The 18,394-nt window shown below is 56.3% G+C and carries 16 protein-coding genes; 6 read left to right on the plus strand and 10 right to left on the minus strand.

Going from position 1 to position 18,394, the window contains the following annotated elements:
• Positions 1-25 precede the first annotated feature (25 nt).
• Positions 26-1,618 (plus strand): lysine--tRNA ligase, encoded by a 1,593-nt coding sequence (locus tag CMO10_RS06505; RefSeq protein ID WP_297019875.1) that lies wholly within the window; start codon positions 26-28, stop codon positions 1,616-1,618.
• Positions 1,619-1,679: 61 nt separating this feature from the next.
• Here the strand turns inward: CMO10_RS06505 and CMO10_RS06510 are convergent, their stop codons facing one another.
• Positions 1,680-2,735, minus strand: coding sequence for a hypothetical protein (locus CMO10_RS06510; RefSeq protein WP_297019876.1), 1,056 nt, complete (start codon positions 2,733-2,735; stop codon positions 1,680-1,682).
• A 193-nt stretch (positions 2,736-2,928) separates the two neighbouring features.
• On the opposite strand from CMO10_RS06510, the gene CMO10_RS06515 reads away from it, so the two are divergent.
• The 3 genes from CMO10_RS06515 (at position 2,929) to CMO10_RS06525 (ending at position 5,042) form a co-directional block, all read left to right on the plus strand.
• Complete coding sequence (locus tag CMO10_RS06515) at positions 2,929-3,519, plus strand: TetR/AcrR family transcriptional regulator (protein WP_297019877.1); 591 nt, start codon at positions 2,929-2,931, stop codon at positions 3,517-3,519.
• 54 nt (positions 3,520-3,573) lie between these two features.
• Complete coding sequence (locus tag CMO10_RS06520) at positions 3,574-4,305, plus strand: HD domain-containing protein (RefSeq protein WP_297019878.1); 732 nt, start codon at positions 3,574-3,576, stop codon at positions 4,303-4,305.
• A gap of 137 nt (positions 4,306-4,442) precedes the next feature.
• The gene (locus tag CMO10_RS06525) at positions 4,443-5,042 is read left to right on the plus strand and encodes a DUF4136 domain-containing protein (protein WP_297019879.1); all 600 of its coding nucleotides are present in this window, start codon (positions 4,443-4,445) and stop codon (positions 5,040-5,042) included.
• A gap of 69 nt (positions 5,043-5,111) precedes the next feature.
• On the opposite strand, the gene CMO10_RS06530 is transcribed toward CMO10_RS06525, so the two are convergent.
• The gene (locus tag CMO10_RS06530) at positions 5,112-5,987 is read right to left on the minus strand and encodes a branched-chain amino acid aminotransferase (RefSeq protein WP_297019880.1); all 876 of its coding nucleotides are present in this window, start codon (positions 5,985-5,987) and stop codon (positions 5,112-5,114) included.
• Positions 5,988-6,225: 238 nt separating this feature from the next.
• Between CMO10_RS06530 and CMO10_RS06535 the strand changes: the two genes are divergently transcribed.
• Positions 6,226-7,035, plus strand: a complete 810-nt coding sequence (locus CMO10_RS06535; RefSeq protein WP_297019881.1) for an inositol monophosphatase family protein — start codon at positions 6,226-6,228, stop codon at positions 7,033-7,035.
• 26 nt (positions 7,036-7,061) lie between these two features.
• Here CMO10_RS06535 and CMO10_RS06540 read toward each other — a convergent pair whose 3' ends face one another.
• From CMO10_RS06540 to CMO10_RS06575, 8 genes are all read right to left on the minus strand, one after another.
• Positions 7,062-10,292 carry a CHASE domain-containing protein gene (locus CMO10_RS06540; protein WP_297019882.1) on the minus strand — a complete coding sequence of 1,077 codons (3,231 nt, stop codon included), beginning with the start codon at positions 10,290-10,292 and terminating at the stop codon, positions 7,062-7,064.
• Between the two features lie 135 nt (positions 10,293-10,427).
• The gene (locus tag CMO10_RS06545) at positions 10,428-11,048 is read right to left on the minus strand and encodes a S24 family peptidase (protein ID WP_044829421.1); all 621 of its coding nucleotides are present in this window, start codon (positions 11,046-11,048) and stop codon (positions 10,428-10,430) included.
• A gap of 62 nt (positions 11,049-11,110) precedes the next feature.
• Positions 11,111-12,424: a four-carbon acid sugar kinase family protein gene (locus CMO10_RS06550; RefSeq protein ID WP_297019885.1), complete on the minus strand. Its 1,314-nt coding sequence runs from the start codon at positions 12,422-12,424 to the stop codon at positions 11,111-11,113.
• 2 nt (positions 12,425-12,426) lie between these two features.
• Entirely contained in the window at positions 12,427-13,698 is a 1,272-nt protein-coding gene (locus CMO10_RS06555; RefSeq protein ID WP_297019886.1) for a ribulose-bisphosphate carboxylase large subunit family protein, read from the minus strand.
• Positions 13,699-13,701: 3 nt separating this feature from the next.
• Positions 13,702-14,241, minus strand: a complete 540-nt coding sequence (locus tag CMO10_RS06560; protein WP_297019888.1) for a VOC family protein — start codon at positions 14,239-14,241, stop codon at positions 13,702-13,704.
• 10 nt (positions 14,242-14,251) lie between these two features.
• Positions 14,252-15,526 carry a TRAP transporter large permease gene (locus CMO10_RS06565; protein ID WP_297019891.1) on the minus strand — a complete coding sequence of 425 codons (1,275 nt, stop codon included), beginning with the start codon at positions 15,524-15,526 and terminating at the stop codon, positions 14,252-14,254.
• Positions 15,526-16,017 (minus strand): TRAP transporter small permease, encoded by a 492-nt coding sequence (locus CMO10_RS06570; RefSeq protein WP_297019894.1) that lies wholly within the window; start codon positions 16,015-16,017, stop codon positions 15,526-15,528. The genes CMO10_RS06565 and CMO10_RS06570 overlap by 1 nt, the downstream gene beginning before the upstream one ends.
• Positions 16,018-16,194: 177 nt before the next feature.
• On the minus strand, positions 16,195-17,205 hold the full coding sequence (locus CMO10_RS06575; protein ID WP_297019897.1) for a TRAP transporter substrate-binding protein: 1,011 nt from the start codon (positions 17,203-17,205) through the stop codon (positions 16,195-16,197).
• Positions 17,206-17,352: 147 nt separating this feature from the next.
• On the opposite strand from CMO10_RS06575, the gene CMO10_RS06580 reads away from it, so the two are divergent.
• Positions 17,353-18,387 (plus strand): LacI family DNA-binding transcriptional regulator, encoded by a 1,035-nt coding sequence (locus tag CMO10_RS06580; protein WP_297019899.1) that lies wholly within the window; start codon positions 17,353-17,355, stop codon positions 18,385-18,387.
• Positions 18,388-18,394: the final 7 nt, after the last annotated feature.

Genomic DNA, 18,394 nt, shown 5'->3' on the forward strand with positions numbered 1-18,394 from the left:
ACAACTGACAAACAAGGTTTCAAAAATGACAGCCGATCTTCGAGATGCCGCACTTAACAGCAACGTCTGGGCTTTTCAGGAAGCCAGCAAGCTGGTCAAGCGGTATAAACAGAAGGCGCCTGAAAAGGGCTATGTCCTTTTTGAAACCGGTTATGGTCCGTCGGGTCTGCCGCATATCGGCACCTTTGGCGAAGTTGCGCGCACGACCTATGTCCGTCGCGCGTTCGAGACCATGTGCGATATCCCGACCAAGCTGTTTTGCTTCTCCGATGATATGGATGGCCTTCGCAAGGTCCCGGACAATATCCCGAACAAGGACATGGTTGCCGAGCATCTTGGCAAGGCCCTGACGTCCGTTCCTGATCCGTTTGGCACCCATGAAAGCTTTGCCCATCACAACAATGCCAAGCTGCGTGAGTTCCTTGACGGGTTCGGCTTTGAGTACGAGTTCAAATCTTCGACCGAATGTTACCGCTCGGGCATGTTTGACGAAGCGCTCTTGCGTTTGCTGGAACGCTATGATGCGGTCCAGAAAATCATGCTGCCGACCCTTGGTGAAGAACGCCGCGCGACCTATAGCCCGTTCATGCCGGTTGAGCCGGGCACCAACAAGGTCCTGATGGCCAAGGTGACCGAGCTTAAGCCGGAATCTGGTAGCATCGTTTACGAGCACCCGGAAACCGGTGATCTTGTTGAAACGTTGGTCACGGGCGGGGCTTGCAAACTGCAGTGGAAGCCGGACTGGGCGATGCGCTGGTACGCGCTGGGTGTTGATTATGAAATGGCTGGCAAGGACCTTATTCCGTCGGTCGAACTTGGCAACAAGATCGTCAAGGCGCTTGGCGGCACCCCGCCGGAAGGCTTCAACTACGAGCTGTTCCTTGACGAGAACGCCCAGAAGATTTCCAAATCAAAGGGCAATGGTCTTTCGATGGAAGACTGGCTGAAATATGCGCCGGAAGACAGCCTGTCGCTGTTCATGTTCCAGAAGCCGAAAACCGCAAAGCGTCTGTATTTTGATGTCATCCCGAAAACCGTGGATGAATATCTGACCTTTGCTGAAAAGCTTAAAACCGAAACCGATCCGACCAAGATCCTGCAGAACCCGGCCTGGCACATTCATGCCGGTACCGCACCGGATCGCGACATTCCGCTGTCATTCGGCATCCTGCTGAACCTGGTTTCGGTGTGTAACACCGAAGACCGTGACCTGCTGTGGAAGTTCATTTCGCGCTATGCCACCGGTGCGACGCCGGAAACCGCGCCGTATCTTGATAAGCTGGTCAGCTATGCGATCAACTATTACCGTGATTTCGTCAAACCGGCGAAATCGTACCGCGCCCCGACCGAGGCAGAGCAGGCAGCCCTTAAAGACCTGCGCGATGCGCTGTCGAAAGTCGCACCGGGTACGGATCCGTCCGACATCCAGACCGAAGTTTTCACCGTGGGCAAAAACCACAATTACGAAAACCTGCGCGACTGGTTCAAAGCACTTTACGAAGTGCTGCTTGGGCAGGAGCAGGGCCCGCGCATGGGCTCCTTCATCGCGCTTTACGGTCTTGATGAAAGCGTTGCCCTGATCGACCGCGCGCTGGCGGGTGAAGACCTGTCGGCATAATCAGCAAAAGATCTGATGAAATCAAAAGGCCCGCATCCGGTGATGCGGGCCTTTTTGTTTGTCAGCTTGGCGGCAGGTAACGCCGCAGCGGATGGTTTTCAAACGGTGCCAGAAGAACATGGCGTGCGCGTTGCCAGCCAACACCAAACGCCATGACAAGTCCGCCAACGATGAAGCAGACCAGAACGATGGTCATGGACGGATCGATGGCAGCGCCTTCGAAGCCCGATTGCAGCAGATAGCCGACATAGATCAAGCCACTGATGATCGGCGACCTACGATCCAGGATGAGGGACAGCAACATCGCAATAATGATCACCGGGATCATGGCAATTGGGGCGGCCTCAAACGTTGCGGCAATTGAATGGATGGTCAGCGGTGCGCCAAAGACATAGAGCCAGAACGCACATTCCGCCCAGCCATTGACCCGGTTGGGATCGCGACTGTCGATAAATATCGCAAGGGCGAGCAACAGGATGCCGGTCGCCGTGATCAGATAGGGGATATAGGGTTCCGCCGCCGGGCCGAATGTCGCCAAAAGGGCCGTCCAGAAGACGCCAATGATCCCAGCGGCAATCAGGGCAAACGATACCGGCAGGCGATAGCGCAGGAAGAAGCCCAGCTGGAAGGCAAAGCCGATGACGGCAACAAACACCAGCACGTTCATCGAGCGTTGGCCAAAATCAATCACGGTATCGAGGTCTGAAAGCTGCCCGGTCGGTCCGGCAAAGGACATGTAAAGCGCAACCGCATAGATCATCAGCGTCGCGCCAAGGGCAGCCATGATGGCGATCGAGGGCAGGGATGCCTTGAGCTTTCCGGCGATATATTCCGCCAGCGCGACATAGGCGATCATGGCAAGCGGCGGTGCGATCCAGAAGGCCGGACCATTGGCGAGCAATCCCCACAGCACAAACCAGCCGATGGTCAGGGCGCATATGCCAAGGGCAATGAAGATGTCATTCATACCGCGAAACAGGGTGAATTTTTCTGTTTCAGGGGACTCCTGGCTTTGCTCCGCCAGATACCCTTCGAGCCGTGCAAAGGCTTCTTCGCTGAGCACGCCGGCCGATACCGCATTTCGGATATCGGCAAGGGTGAATTGATTGTTTTTCACGGTTGCTCCGCATCATGTTGTTGGTTTTGTGCCGTTTAGGCGCGTGTCCGATGCGTTTATTGATACACGCCACGCGTTCGGCTTTCAAACATCTGTGCATGGGTAACGCCGGAATAAGACGATGAAAAGGCGATTGACAGATAGTTATAATCAGTATTAAGTGAGTTAACTTACTTAATTGATGGTGATGGTCATGGCCTCAAAGCTCAAACCCGAAGAAAAGCGGCAAAAGCTTGCCCGTGCGGCAATGAATGTGATCTGGCGCGATGGTTATCACGCTGCCACCATTCAATCGGTTGCGAACGAGGCCGGTTTGCCCGCAGGCGGGGTGTTTTACCGTTTTCCCAAAAAGCATGATCTGGCGCAGGCAGCGCTTGAAACCATGCAGGGTGAGTTCATCCCGCTTCTCGGCAGTATCAAATCCAAGGGTGCGGTCGGGGATCGGTTATCGGTTTTCTTTGATTACCTTGATGCCATGACGCCAAGGCGCGTCAGTCATGGCTGCCCATTGGCGCGCTTGATGCTTGATATGCCGAGCGACGCGGATTTCGATCCGGCGCGCAAAATCGGGCAGGGCGTGTTTGATGCCCTGATCGACTGGGTCGCGGAACAGCTTCGCGAAGGCGGGCTTGATGCAGGCCGCGCCGCAATGGAAGGTCGCCGGATTGTCCTGCGCTGGCAGGGTGCGATTGTTCTGGCCCATTCGATGAATGACCGCGCCATACTTGATGACGAGATCGATGATCTGCGCCAGACAGCAAGTGCCTTGATCGCCGGGAACTAAGCCAACCCTTTCTGGATCTGCCACCCGTTTTTCCAAAACATGAAAGTGCCTGCCATGCCCCGCGCACTGACCGCAGCCCTTGGGCGTGATCCCAAGGCGGCGTTGATTTTCAATTTTGTCCGGCTTGGCATTCGCGACAAGTTCTATGCGCTGCGTCAATCGGTCGGGATCGGGCGACCTGATCGTTCTGTGCTCGATCATCTGGGCGTGCCTGATAGTTCCATGTCGCAAAAGGCAACCGCATGGGCGGCCAACCTGCAGCCTGATTTTGTGCAGTATCACGGCTTGCGCAGCTTTGCCTTTGGTGTGGCGCTGGCCGATTATCACAACGTGCGCTTTGATGCGGAGATGCTTTATATCGCAAGCATCCTGCATGATATTTCACTGGCATCGCCTGCCTGTGACGGGCCGGGATCGTTTGAGGTCGAGGCTGCCGGGTGCGCCCATCGCTGGCTTGGTGAGCAGGGCTATGATGCCGATAAGGCCGATATCATCCACGAAGCCATGGCCCTGCATTCCGCCGTCTGTCACACCGGTCCGCGCGACCCGGAGGGGTTGCTGCTTCATCTGGGGGCCGGGGTGGATGTGGTCGGCATGCAGGTGATGAATATCCACCGCGATGTCCGGGCAAAAATCCTGCGCGATTATCCCCGCACCGGCTTTGTCCGGGATTTTGGAAAGCTGGTGGCTGATCAGGCTGAACGCAAACCGCAATGCCATATCGCCGGGTTGGTCGGTGTTGGGTTTGCCAAGGCACTGGCAAGCAACCCGCTGGATCGCACCTGATCACAAAAATCTGCAGCTTTTGGTTGTTTTGCCATGATCAGTTCATTTTCTGATGATGAAATCAACGCCATGAAACGTCATACTATTATCAGAGCAGCGGCGTCACAGGCCGCGCCAAACGATAAAGGACACGGGCAATGATCGGGCTTGGAACAGTAAAATTTGCACTGGTCGGGGCGATGGCAATGGTTCTGACTGCATGTGCCAGCGGTCCGCGCATCTATACTGATGCCGATCCGGCCTCCGATTTCGGGCAGTTCACGACATTTGCCTTTGTCGATGGTGCTGGCAAGGATGCCGAGGCAGAATATAAAACCCTGTCAGGTCAGCGGATCGAGGATGCGATCAATCTGGCAATGGTATCGCGCGGATATCAGCTTGATATCCATAACCCGGACCTTCTGATCAATTTCCATCTCAAGACCCAGGAAAAGACCCGCTCCTCACCGCCGGTCTATATGGGCGGGTATTATGGTTATCGCAGCGGGATGTATGTTGGCTGGCCGGGCTATGTCGAGCCGGGCTATGTCGATAGCTACACCGAAGGTACGCTGAATATCGATCTGGTAGATCGCCGCACCCGTCAGATGGTGTGGGAAGGAACCGCGATTTCACGCGTGACCAGTGCGGTGCGCGAAGCCCCGAATGAAACGGTACGGGCCGCGGTGGCATCGATCTTTGCCAAGTACCCGTATGTTGCGGGAAATCCTGTTCCTCAGCCGTTGCCGCAGCAGTAAATCGCTTGAACACAAAAAAAACGGGCCGGATATCCGGCCCGTTTGCATTTGCGGTGATGGAACGCGCAATCAGTCTTTGCTGGCATCAACAAACGTCATGTAAAGGTCCTGCGCGCGACGGGTGATCGGACCCGGCTGCAGGTTGCGGTCATCGAGTTTGATGCACGGGGCGACCTTGTAATAGTTGCCGGTACCAAAGATCTCGTCAGCTGCTTCGAGTTCTTCGTATTTGCAGGTCTTTTCGACAACATCGACACCATCTTCGCGGAGCAGTTTGATCACGCGCTGACGGGTCAGGCCATTGAGGAACGTGCCATTGATCGCCGGGGTATAAACCGTGCCGTCCTTGGCAAAGAACAGGTTGGCATAGGAAAACTCGGCCACATTGCCAATCGGATCAAGCATCACACCGGTGTCAAAGCCAGCCCCGGTTGCCTCGGTCACAGCACGGCCGACATTGGGATACAGGCAGGATGCCTTGGCCTCGGTCGGGGCACTTTCCGGTGACGGGCGGCGGAAGCTTGATTTACAAGCGCTAAAGCCGGTCTGGATGGCTTCGGGCATTTCGGTAACCGAGATGCACAGCACGAACTGTGCGCTTTCGGGGGTCGGCGCGATGAAGCCTTCGCCGCCAAACACGATCGGCTTGATGTAAAGGGCCAGTTCCGGGTCGAACTTCTGCACGCCTTCCTTGACCAGTGCGACGATTTCATCGGTGGTGATGGCCGGTTTCATGCCCATCAGTTCGGCCGAGCGGATCACACGTGCGCAATGCGGATACAGGTCAGGCATTTTGCCGTTCATGCGGCGCGCGCCGTCAAACACGGTCGAGGCCATCCAGACACCGTGGGTTTGCGGGCCCATGATGTTGGGGTTGCCTTCGTGCCATTGACCCTGATGCCAGGTCCAGGTGGTGACAGTGCTATCGGTGGCGGCGTGACCCATTTTTATGCTCCTGATTCTATCCGGGGAAGGCGCCTGTGGGGCGGCTATTCAAGCGGCGCATAGCATAGGAGTTTTGCCCAAGGATGGTCAAAGAAAACATCGCGCCTCCAACCGCCTTTGAAATGTCATGAAAGCTTGCAACAACTTATGCGATAGGTTTTTCTATAGATGATTGATTTCGAGACGTTTTCTGTCGACAGGTCATTGAGGCTGATCGGCACTTTGAAAGGAATACATGATGGGTGATGACATCAAACTTGATCTCGACGCACGGTTTGAACATGCCCGTGATGTGATCCGCCATGCCGGCGAACGCGCCATGGAATATTTTGACGGCACCGCTGGCGATCTTGAGGTTGAGGCCAAGGAAAACCCGCTTGATATGGTCAGTATCGCCGATAAGAATGTCGAGGCGATCATTCGCGATCAGATCGGCGATAGCTTTCCCGAGGATGGCTTCCTTGGCGAGGAAATGGGCATCGAAAAGGGCGACAATGACTGCCTTTGGGTGATTGACCCGATTGATGGCACGGCGTGCTTTGTCAATCAGATGCCAAGCTGGTGCATTTCCATCGGCCTTGTCGTCAAAGGCAAGATCGAGCTTGCCCTGATTTATCAGCCGGTCGGTGATGAGCTGTTTACCGCAAAGCGCGGCGAAGGTGCGTTTGTGAATGGTGAGCCGATCAAGGCTAGTGATGCCAAAACCGTTGGTGACGGGCCGATGGGGCTTGGCATGTCACATCGCACGACGAGTGACGCCATCACACCGTTTATCAAGGATCTGCTGGATCGTAAGGGCATCTTCATGCGCAACGGATCGGGCGCACTTTCGATGGCCTATGCGGCTGCCGGACGTTTGATCGGCTATTACGAGCCGCACATTAATCCTTGGGACTGTATGGCCGGTATCCTGCTGATGCAGGAAGCGGGCGGTTGGGCCAATGATTATCTTGGTGTCCCCAACGCTCTTGAAGACGGCGCACCGATCCTGACCGCCGGGCCAAATGTTGCCGAGGAACTCCGGACGATGACCGGCATCAGAAAATAGGATCGCGCGATCAGGCGTTGCTCGGATCAGGCGTCGCTCGGGTCGTTTGCGCCCTTGCGATTTTCCAGTTTGCGGTGGGTCAGGCGGGCCAGTTCGGCGTCAATCATCTCGATATCCAAGGGCTTGGTGCAGTAGGCATCAAAGCCGGTCTCCTGGAAGGTTTCGAGATTGTCGTTTGAGATATCGGCCGTCAGGGCGAGGACCGGAATGGTCGCCTTGACCGGATCTTCAAACATGCGAATGCGCCGTGTGGCTTCGATGCCATCGAGAACCGGCATATGCAGATCCATCAGAACCGCATCGAAATCGGTCGCGGCAAGGATATCAAGCGCGATCTGGCCGTCTGCGGCGGTGGTAATCGTGTGGCCCTGTTGTTCAAGCAGCTTCTGGGCAAGGATGCGGTTGATCTCGATATCCTCGACCAGAAGCAGGTTCCATGTGCCGGGTTCAAGCTGTTCGGCCTGATCGGGCTGGGTTTCCTGATCCTGGGCGTGAAGGGCCTGACCGTCATGCTTGGCAACGGCTTCTGCGGTGCTGCGCGGCAGGGTCAGGTCGAACCAGAATGTACTGCCGCTGCCTTCCTGACTTTCGACCTTCACCATGCCGCCCATTTCCTGAACCATGCGCTGACAGATCGTCAGACCAAGGCCGGTGCCGCCATAGCGGCGGGTCGTGGTGGTGTCGACCTGGGTAAAGGCATCAAAGATCGCATCAAGCTTGTTGCGTGGAATGCCGATCCCTTCATCCCGGACAGAAATGCGGAAGGAGACCTTGTCTTCGTCAATCTGAAGCGGAAGCGCCGATACCTGTACCTTGCCATATTTGGTGAACTTGATGGCGTTGGAAACAAGGTTGGTCAGGAGCTGTTTGAGGCGCACCGTATCGCCAATGACATGGCGCGGCAGCTCGGGATCAATATCAAGTTCCAGCGTATTTTCCTGCGCACGTGCGGGCACCAGCATCATCGACACCACCTCTTCACACAGGTGGTGCAGATCAAGCGGCGCTTCTTCAAGGACAAGCTTGCCCGCCTCGATCTTGGAAATATCAAGGATATCCCCAATCAATGATAGAACATGGCGCCCGGCCCCGCGAATGGTCGTGAGGTAATTACGTAGTGTGTCGGTATTGCTGGTACCGTCCTTGTCCAGACTGTCCGATGCCAGCTGCGTATAGCCCAGAATGGATGTCATCGGCGACCGGAATTCGTGGCTCATATGGGCGATGAATTCCGATTTCGCACGGTCGGCCTGCTGGGCCTGGTTCATGGCGTTTTCGGCGGCCGCGCGTGCATCTTCAAGTTCGGCCGTTCGGGTCGTAACCAGATCGACAATGTGTTTTTCAGTGCGGTTAAGCGAACGCAAATAAATCAGAAGCAGGACACTGATCGTGCTGCCAAAGACAAAGATCGCCCAAGGCTGCCAATAGACCAGCGTGTTATAGTCCTCGTGCTGATGATGTAGAAGGATCGTCCAGTCACGATAGCCAAACGTGAAATTCGAAATATTCGGGTTGAACGGAATTGCAAGCTCCGCCTCGATCTCATCGAGTGCACCTTGGGAATCATTTGATGAATACAGCAACCCGGCTCGACCCGGCGTTCTCGCATCGGCAAGATGCAGGGCGTAATCAAGGGGAATGCGCGCCACCCGGGCCGCACGCGTGATCATGTCGGTGATGCGAAGCACCCCGACCGCAATACCCAGCGGCGGGCCATCCGGATCACGGCGATTTTCCACGGCCAGAAACGCGAGTGAGGCAACAAGCGATGCGTTTGACTGCACGGAATTAAGCGGCTGGGTCAGGGTTACGTTATTGGTCTTAATCGCGGTTTCAAGCGCACGTTTGCGCGCCGGTTCGCTGGCAAGGTCAAAGCCGACGCGCTCTTCATTGCCCGAGCGCGGAAAGACATAAAAGACCGGGTAGTAACTATCGCGTTCCTCGGCCGGGCGGGTAACGCCATCAATCACTTCGCGGATGCCAAAGTTTCTGACCCCGCGCAGTTCGGCGGTTTCCTCAACCAGGATGCGGGCGCGCCGTTCGACATAGGGCGCCCATTCAAGGGCTGCAACACCCGGACGGCGGTTGATCCAGGGCGCGACCATCGCGTCATAGGTGGTGGCAGAAACACTGCCATGCACATCAAACAGTGTGCGGACTGCAATCAGGGCATCGGTGGCACGGCCAAGTTCTTCACGAAGCGACGCCTCAAACGCCAGCCGGTATTGTTCTGTGGTCAGACGATCAGCTTCTTCGAGCTGGTCATAGGTGTACCAGGCGGCAACGCCCGACACCCCGAAACCGATCACGCCGATCAGAACCGCCAGTGCCCGACGCAGACGGTGGACTTCGCCCGATAGCCTGCCATCGCGTGCACGCATGGTCACCGTCGTGATCCGCTCCAGACCAACCGCAAGCAACAGCGCACCAATCGAACTGGCGATCAGATAGCCAAACAGGTTTTGAATGCCCGACTGCAACTCGATCCCCGCAAAAGTCGAGTTGCCAAGCGCTGCAAAGGCTATGACATCGCCGGCAATCAGGGCATTGGTAACAACCGCCCCCAACAAGCCATAGCGGATCGCGCCCCAGATCACGCAAGGCAGAGAAACAAAGATAAACAGAAATTCCGGGCGGGCGGTCAGGGGCGTTGTTTGCACGGCAGATGCCAGAACGATGCAGGCAAGACCGATAAAGCCAAGCTCCCAGTAATGCATGATCGGGCGGGGCTTGATGCGCCAGTGGAGCAGGCGCAAGACCAGCGGGCCGACAACAAGGGCGCCAATCACATCGCCCTTGAACCAGCCCTGCCAAAGCAACTCGAACCGGCTAAAGTCGCCGATGTCAAAGATGCTGACATTCAATGCGCCAAAGCTTGCGGCAAGCGCCGGTCCGAGAACGCCACCCGCCAGAAGATAGATCGCGATATCACGCAAACGGGAAAAGGGATAAGGCCCGGCAAAACGCGAAATCAGAAGGGCCGGGATCACCGCGGCCAGTGTCGTGCCGACGGCGACAAAGATCATCGCGCCAATTGTTTGGGCGATGACGACGTTTAACAGGAACGCCCCGATATAAACCGCCGGGAAATAGCGCCAACCCCAATATACCAGTGCGGCAAGGATGATCCCCGCTGGCGGCCAGATCAGTGTGATGTTGGTGGCAAAAAACGGCAGATGGATACCGGCATAGCCCGTGACGAAATAGGCAACGATAATTACCAGATAACGCACAATGTGATGGCGCTGCAGCGTCAAACGAGTTTCCTTCTCCCACCGGGCTATCGCCGTTTTTGATCTGATTTAATGTAATATGCCGGGAAACGGATTTGAATAGGCCAATGATCGAATATGTCTGCAAAGACAGTTACTAAGGACAAATTGGCGCAGAGGTTATTGGCTGCACCACAAAACGCGCGCCACCCAGTCAATCTGATCGGCTGGAACAAACCGGTCTTCGAAATCCGGATTAAAGGATTTCAGCTCCACGCCCAGCGCGCCGCGCCGGACAAGTTCCTTGGCCATGACTTCGCCGTCAACGGTTTTGACGACCACGCGGTCCTTGGGCCGGATGTTTGATGCCGGGCTGACAATGATCAGATCGCCATCACGAAAAACCGGCGCCATGGATTCTCCTGAAATCCGCAATCCATAGGCGGTCGGGTCATGAAGCGCCGGGAACGTGATGTCTTCCCACGAACCGCCGACGGGATATCCCGCATCATCAAAAAAGCCGCGATTGCCTGCCTGAGCAAAGCCGATGACGGGAATACGCCCGGCACCATTGCCATCGACCAGTTCGGAAAATTCGCGGAAGCTGACATCGGTGACGGAAAGCACCTTGGAAATGCTTTCGGTCGAGGGCCAGCGTGCCTTGCCCTGGGCGGTGGTGCGCTTGGACCGATTGAACGTGGTCGGGTCCAGTTGCGCCAGCCGCGCCAGTCCCGACGGTGTCAAACCGTGGTCCTCGGCAATCTGGTCAAGGGCGGCCCAAATTTGTTGATGTCGGATCATGGCGCATCCTAGCAGGACGCAAGCGCCAAGCGAAAGGAATTAATTCCTGAAATGGCCCGGCTTCAAGCGCCTTTGACGGGCAGGGCTGCGATGTTGTCAAACAGGGTCGGTTTGCCCATCTGCCCGCCTTTGAGCAGCATCGGCATTCCATCAAGAATGGTACTGGTTGAATGGGCGCGAATGATCGGCGCACCGGCATCGAAATCGGCCGCAAAAGACAGGCTTTCGATACCAAGTTTCTGAACCGCCAAGCTTGAGGTGTCCCCACCGGCAATCAGAAGGAACCCAAGGGCGATTTCGTTGCTGATGTGGCTGATGAAATCCGCACTGGCACGCGCCAGATCGTGGCTGGCAATATCGTGATCGCGATCATCAGAAAGTGCGACCAGCAAGTTTTTGTTTGATGCAAGGACAGATAAGCATTCATCACGCAGCTTTTCGGTGGCCGTCGGATCAAGCAGATCGGTCGGGCGCACACTGCGTTTTTCATAGGCCTTGGCGTGTGCCACCTGATCGGAGGTCAACGATGATCGGCTGCCGGCAAAGGCAAAGACCGGGCCGTCGCGACGGCTTGGTTTCGGCTTGGGATCATTGGCCGTCTCAAAGGACGGGAACATCGCCTGTGCGACACTGCTTGCGCCGACACATAGTACGGGCATGTCGGCCGTAATCTCGCCAAGGGCTTCGCCAATGGTCAGAAGGTCGGTTGCCTCTGTCACGTCAAACAGGGTTTCGGTTTCCCCGCTCGCGATGCGACGGCGGATTTCATTGACCAGGGTCGCGCGGCCCTTGCGGATGATGGTGAAATCAATCAGGCCGACATTGCCCCAGCCCTGCTTGGCAAGATGGCGACACAGGTCTGCCTCGTCCATGGGCGTTACCGGGTGCATGGCCATGACCGGATGGCGATCAATGCGATAAATCTTGCCATCACCGGCCCCGGCAAACAGGTTGCCCAGCAGGCAAACGCGTTTCAGTGACGGCTGCCCGCCAATGATCGCTTTCCACGGCGCACCAACCGCCTTGGCATAGCGATCGGCAATGGTGGCGATATTGCCGGTGGTGGGTGAACTGTCAAAGGTCGAGCAGACCTTGAAATGATACAGGTTGCAGGCGGGTGATTTGAGGTGTTCAGCCAGCGGAGAAATGGTTGCAACGCCGTCTTCGACCCCCAAAGCACGAAGTGACGTTGCAACCCCGAAGGCATCAAGGCTGCCAAGGTCGGGACCAAGCGACCCGTGACCGGTTTCATTTTCTGTTGCTTCGGATTGCGGGGCACTCAGATAAAGCCGTGCAGACAGACCGGAACGGGCCACTGTTGCAAGGGTATCGGATGCCCCGGTGAAATCATCGGCACAGAAAATGAATTTGGTCATCGTCAGCCTCGCGCCCCGTAAAATGATAGCGCCTCGGCCAGGGCAGTATTGTCCTTGGCATGTTTTTCAAGGCTGATACCGGCTTCGCAGGCTTCCCATGCCTGACGCAGGCTGGTGATACCGGCCGCAGGTCCGGACGGATGGGCAAGGATGCCGCCGCCGGCAAGGAACATGAAATCAGCCGATCCGACGGCCTCATACGTGGCCGGAACCGTGCCCGCCCACTGGCCCGATGAGAAGACCGGCAGAACGCGGTCCTCGTCGCCATTGCCTTCGGCAAGCGGTTTGGCGCAAAGCTCGGCCGATGCGGCGACTTCGCTGTCATCGTCACAGAATTTGCCGCCCATGCCATGCACATGCATATGGTCCATGCCGGTCAGACGATAGAGCGTCTGATAGGCCGGGAAACTCATCCCGATCAGCGGGTGACGCGACAGTGCACCAAAACCGTTGCGATGCCCATGCAGGACAAGGTTGGTGGATTTACGCAAGCTCTGAAGGGCGGAAAGACCGGCCCAGTTCATGCTGACCATGGCGCACGACCCGCCTTCCTTTTCGATCAGATCGGCATGGCGGCGCATGGCATCGGTTTCATCGGTGATGTTAAAGGCAATCATCACATCACGACCGGTTTTGTCGCGATAACGCCGCACCCGATCCATCACGGCCGGAATGCGTTCTGCGAGCGGTGCGCTTTCCGGATTGGCGCAGATTTCGTCATCCTTGATGAAATCAACACCGGCTTCGCACAACTGATCGACAAGATCGGCGATCTCGTGGCTGCGTAAGCCCACATTCGGCTTGATGATGGTGCCAAAGAACGGACGCCCATGGACATTCATGCGATCGCGGGTGCCCTTGATGCCAGCCACCGGATAATCATAAAGATCGCGATAGGCCTTTGGCACGGTGACATCAATCAGCTTAAGGCCGGTGATCTCGCCCAGATCATAAAGATTGCCCGAAACCGTGGAGGCCAGCGTGGCCAGATTGCGCCCGATATTGCCCGTCGGGAAGCCGATGCGGATTTCCGCCCGGCGATAGGGGCCCTTGACCCCGCGCGCTTCGAGATAGGCACTCGTAAGGCTTGGCTGATTGACCGGGGTCAGTTCACGGATGCCCAGAATGCGGGCCGCACACCGTTCGCGCAGCTCGTCGGTTTCCCCGGCAACGCGCACAAAGGTGCCACTGCTTTGTTCGCCCGCCATGATACCGGCGATCTTTTCCGGGTCCATCGGGGTCTCGATAAGGTAACGGGATTCGATCAGGTCCATGGCTCAGATTTCCGAAAGCGACGGGAACGGACGGATCGGATCAGCACCATCCCAGTCGATGGAGGCTTCATAGATGGATTTGAACAGGCGGCCTTTCGGACCGACAACTTCGGAAAGTTCGATCACGGTGCCCGGATGGTCTTCCTTGTCGAAATAGACAAAGCGCCCATTGTCACCGACCTTGCCGCTCATCTTGACCTTGAAGCCCTTGCTTTCCATCAGTGCCAGATCGTCATCGAACTTTTCGGTCCAATAGGCGACATGCTGCAGGCCCGTATTGCCAGCCTTAAGGAAGTCACGATACATCGACGGCGCATCGTTGCGGGTCTGGATCAGTTCGACCTGGACATAGCCGGAATTGGCAAGGGCCACAGAGTTATGGACCTCATAGGACTGGCCGTCATAACGGTAATCCTCGATCGGAACTTTCGGGTTGTAGTACCAGGGGCCGACACCCATCGTTTCCGACCAATATTCCATGGCGGCTTCGATATCGGGCACGACGTAGCCCAGCTGGCGAATTTCACCAAGAAATCTGCTCATAGTTCCTCACTTAATCCAGAATGTTGGGCAACCAGACAGAGATTGCCGGTATGCAGGTCACTGCGAGCAGCGACAAAAACAGCGGTAACAGGAAGGGAAGGGCGCCGCGGATCACCCGGTGCAGCGGCATCTTGGCGATGATGCTGACCATATAAAGGCTCATGCCAACCGGCGGGGTCAGAAGACCGATCATCAGGTTAAGCACAAAGACAATGCCAAGCTGCAGCGGATCAACACCGGCTGCTGTCATCGCAGGCGCAATGATCGGTGCGATGATCAGGATGGCCGCGATGGATTCAAGGAACATCCCCACCACCAGCAACAGCACATTGACGATCAGAAGCAGCACCAGCGGATCACTTGAAAGCCCAAGCAGGAACTCACTTGCCGTGGCTGGCAGGCGATCCATGGTCAGAACCCAGGCAAACAGGGCCGCGGTGGAGACGATAAACAGAACGCTCCCCGTTGCATCGACACTGTCGCGTGCTGCGGTCAGGACGCGTTTGAGATCAAGCTGGCGATAGATGAATTTGCCGATCAAAAGCGCATAGGCCACGGTGACGCCGGCCACTTCGGTCGGGCCGAAATAGCCCGATACCAGACCGCCAATCAGAATGACCGGGGCGGCAAGGGCCGGCAGGGAAATCACGAACTTGCGGGCGAAGGCAGCGATGTTGAATTTCACTTCATCGCGCGGCAGCTTGTAGATGCGCGCCATCACGCCGACCTGCAGCATCAAAAGGGCAGTGATCAGAACCGCCGGAACAATTCCGGCAATCAGAAGCTTCACCGCCGACACATTGGCGACAGAGGCAAAAATAATGATCGGAATGCTGGGCGGGAAGATCGGACCGATGGTGGCTGCTGCCATGGTGATGCCCGATGCAAACTCGGCCGAATAGCCCTGCTTGCGCATCATCTTGATCTGAACCGCACCAAGGGCACCAATATCAGCCAGGGCCGCCCCGGACACGCCCGAGAAAATCAGGCTGACCAGAACACTGACCTGTGCCGTGCCGCCACGGATCCAGCCGACCATCATGCGGACAAGCTCGAACAAATGGTTGGTGACACCCGACAGGCTTAAAAGGTTGGCGGCAAAGATAAACAGCGGGACGGCCAGAAGCGGTGTTGAGTCCAGTGCATTGACCGTGCGCTGGGCCAGAACCGTCATCGGCAGGTTAAACAGGATCATGACAACCGCAGATGACAGGCCAAGGCAGACCGCAATCGGCAGGCGGATGATCATCAATGCCAGAAACAGGATAAGGAGGGTTGCGCTCATCATTTGCGGGAATCCTCCGGGCGTTGGCTTGCTGCCATTTCTTGTTCAATTGCGTCGGCAATCGCGTTGCCGCCGTCATCAGTGTCATATTCCGTGACCGGCTCGGTCCGCGAAATCAGGCGATACAGCGCAACGGCGAGTAACAGCACGATGGCGATGACGACAGGCGCGTAAACCGCGTAATTGGGCATGGAAAGCGAAGGCGTGGTGAACTTGCCCGCACGCATCAAAAATTTATAAAGACCAAACAGGAAGATCGCGGAAAAGGCGGTAATCAGCGCGTAATTGGCAAACCGCAGGGTCGCCTTGCCGCGTGCGCCAAGTGCACTGAACAGCAGATCAATCGCGATATGGCGGTTATGGAGCATGAGTGCCGGGACCGCGAAAAACACCAGGGCTATATTGGCAATGCGCGACAGCTCATCCGCCCAGGGCAGGCCAAGATCAAAGAAGTTGCGCAAGATGACCTGACCAACCACCAGGACTGACATCAAAGCCAGCATCACCATGGAAAAGGCGGTCAGAACCCGGCATATCCGGTCCAGCCCCTTATATATCGGGGAGTTCCTGTAAGGCATCACGATACCTGAAAACAAAGGCTTGGAAAAAACGGGCGGCATCCCTGAACGTGTCGTTCCCTGATACCGCCCGAAGACGATCGATCCTGCTTATTTTACAGCAGAGATCTGCTCGTAATATTTGCCGAATTTTTCGTCAAAGCGTTCGTGCACAAGCTTTTCAACGCCTGCACGGAAGGCCGCAACATCAAGTCCGTCATCCGGACCGATGATGGTCATGCCGGCTTCTTTGAGCTTGGCAAGATCGCCTGCCTCTTTATCAAGGATCGTCTGGGACGCTTTCATGCGCACCGTCTCGGCGGCCTTGGCAATGCCTTCCTTGATGTCATCGGGGAAGCTCTGCCACAGGTCTTCGTTGATCACGACGATTTCGGCGGCTGAAATATGGCCGGTCAGCATCATGTGCGACTGAACGTCATAAAGCTTGTGATCGACGGCCACGTTGACCGGGTTTTCCTGGCCCTGAACGATGCCGGTGGCAAGTGCGGTCGGCACTTCTGACCAGTCAACCGGAACCGGGGCGGCACCAAGGCCTTCGACCGCGGTCAGGTAAACCGGCGACGGAATGGCGCGGATTTTAACACCCGAAAGATCTGCCGGGGTTTTGATCGCGCGATCAGCGGTCAGCTGACGGGTGCCGAAATAAAACGCATACAGAACGCGCATGCCGGTATTGTCGATCAGACCCTGGTTCAGCTCTTCCATGACCGGCGAGTTGATATCAACCACATTCATCAGGTGGTCGTAATCGCGATAAAGATACGGGGTATCAAGCACACCGAAATCTTCATAAAGCGAGCTCAGCGCACCAGCCGTGTTATGCGACAGCGCGATGGAGCCCATGGAAACGCCTTCGGCGAGTTCCTGGATCTTGCCAAGCTGGGATGACGGATAAACGTCGATCTTGACGGCACCGTTGGTGTTTTTGGCGATTTCCTCGGCCAACCAGTCAGCCTGCATGCCGACAACAGAGGTCGGTGAATTCATGTGACCGTAATTGAGTTCATATTCCTGTGCGCTGGCGGCATGCGCCATGACAGAAAGGGATGCAGCAGCAACGAAAGTTGTCGCGATATGGCGAAACTTGCTCTGGATGACCATTGGTTTCCTCCCGTGATGGTCTGTGTGTTTTAGTCTATTTCAGGACTGTCTTGTTGTTCTTTTCCCTTGAATGATCCCAGAGTACGTGAAACATATTGCCTCATCAAACATCATAAAATGATGTGTTTTGATGTTTTTGAGGGTGCAATGCCAAAGACAAGCGGGCCGATCATCAAGGATATTGCCGACCTTTCCGGGGTGTCTCCGGCAACTGTCGACCGGGTGCTGAACAAGCGCCCCGGCGTGCGTGAACGCACGGCAAAACGCGTGCTTCAAGCCGCAAGCGAGCTTGGCTACCTGCCCGAAACCGATACCCACGAAGTCTTCCGGCCCAAGCCGATGCGTGTGGTGTTTCTGCTGCCATCTGGCACCAACCCGTATCTCAAGCTGCTCGGCGATCGCATCAAGACCGCGGCCGAGGCGACAACGGGTTATAACATCCGCGCGCGTGTCTATTTCATCGACAGTTTCAATCCGCAACTGCTGTCTGAAGCACTGCGTCAGCACGGCGAAAAGGCCGATGGTATTGCCTTTATGGCGATTGATCATCCGCTGGTGCGTGAAACTGTGGCCGATCTTCAGGATGCGGGAAAACACATCATTACCGTGGTTTCGGACATTTCCGGTGTGCCGCATGCGGCCTATGTCGGGCTGGATAACCGGGCGGTCGGGCGGACGGCGGGCTATTTGCTCGGCCGGTTCATGGGGCCTGCTCGCGGTCGGGTGGCGATGATTGCTGCCAGCCGCACCTATCGTGCGCACGAAGAACGCGAAATGGGCTTCCTGTCCCTGATGGAGGAAGATTTTCCTGACATCCGCGTGGTCGCAGCGCGTGAAGGTCATGATGATCGCAGTGAAAACTACCTGCACACCAAATCGCTTCTCGAAGAATATCCCGATCTGGTCGGGATTTATAACGTTGGCGGTTCGTCAGACGGGGTTGCGCGTGCGCTGCGCGAAAGCGGCCGGGGACGTGACATCATCTTTATCGGTCATGGCCTGACCCCTGATACGCGGCGCTTCTTGCTTGAAGACATCATGGATGTCGTCATCACCCAAAGCCCCGGTGTGATCGTGCAAAATACCCTGCGGATTTTTGAAAACCTCCGCAATGGGCGTCACGCCGATGACGACGTTGCCAAGCTCACCATGCAAGTCGTGGTGAAGGAAAACCTGCCATAAGGATCAG

It is taken from the genome of Thalassospira sp., assembly GCF_002709775.1.
Classification (GTDB): domain Bacteria; phylum Pseudomonadota; class Alphaproteobacteria; order Rhodospirillales; family Thalassospiraceae; genus Thalassospira.

Coding starts and splice junctions, on each gene's coding strand:
- CMO10_RS06545 (WP_044829421.1), bottom strand. CDS start 11,048: ATGATCCGACATCAACAAATTTGGGCCGCCCTTGACCAGATTGCCGAG.
- CMO10_RS06515 (WP_297019877.1), top strand. CDS start 2,929: ATGGCCTCAAAGCTCAAACCCGAAGAAAAGCGGCAAAAGCTTGCCCGT.
- CMO10_RS06505 (WP_297019875.1), top strand. CDS start 26: ATGACAGCCGATCTTCGAGATGCCGCACTTAACAGCAACGTCTGGGCT.
- CMO10_RS06535 (WP_297019881.1), top strand. CDS start 6,226: ATGGGTGATGACATCAAACTTGATCTCGACGCACGGTTTGAACATGCC.
- CMO10_RS06555 (WP_297019886.1), bottom strand. CDS start 13,698: ATGGACCTGATCGAATCCCGTTACCTTATCGAGACCCCGATGGACCCG.
- CMO10_RS06550 (WP_297019885.1), bottom strand. CDS start 12,424: ATGACCAAATTCATTTTCTGTGCCGATGATTTCACCGGGGCATCCGAT.
- CMO10_RS06560 (WP_297019888.1), bottom strand. CDS start 14,241: ATGAGCAGATTTCTTGGTGAAATTCGCCAGCTGGGCTACGTCGTGCCC.
- CMO10_RS06565 (WP_297019891.1), bottom strand. CDS start 15,526: ATGAGCGCAACCCTCCTTATCCTGTTTCTGGCATTGATGATCATCCGC.
- CMO10_RS06570 (WP_297019894.1), bottom strand. CDS start 16,017: ATGTCAGTCCTGGTGGTTGGTCAGGTCATCTTGCGCAACTTCTTTGAT.
- CMO10_RS06530 (WP_297019880.1), bottom strand. CDS start 5,987: ATGGGTCACGCCGCCACCGATAGCACTGTCACCACCTGGACCTGGCAT.
- CMO10_RS06580 (WP_297019899.1), top strand. CDS start 17,353: ATGCCAAAGACAAGCGGGCCGATCATCAAGGATATTGCCGACCTTTCC.
- CMO10_RS06525 (WP_297019879.1), top strand. CDS start 4,443: ATGATCGGGCTTGGAACAGTAAAATTTGCACTGGTCGGGGCGATGGCA.
- CMO10_RS06575 (WP_297019897.1), bottom strand. CDS start 17,205: ATGGTCATCCAGAGCAAGTTTCGCCATATCGCGACAACTTTCGTTGCT.
- CMO10_RS06520 (WP_297019878.1), top strand. CDS start 3,574: ATGCCCCGCGCACTGACCGCAGCCCTTGGGCGTGATCCCAAGGCGGCG.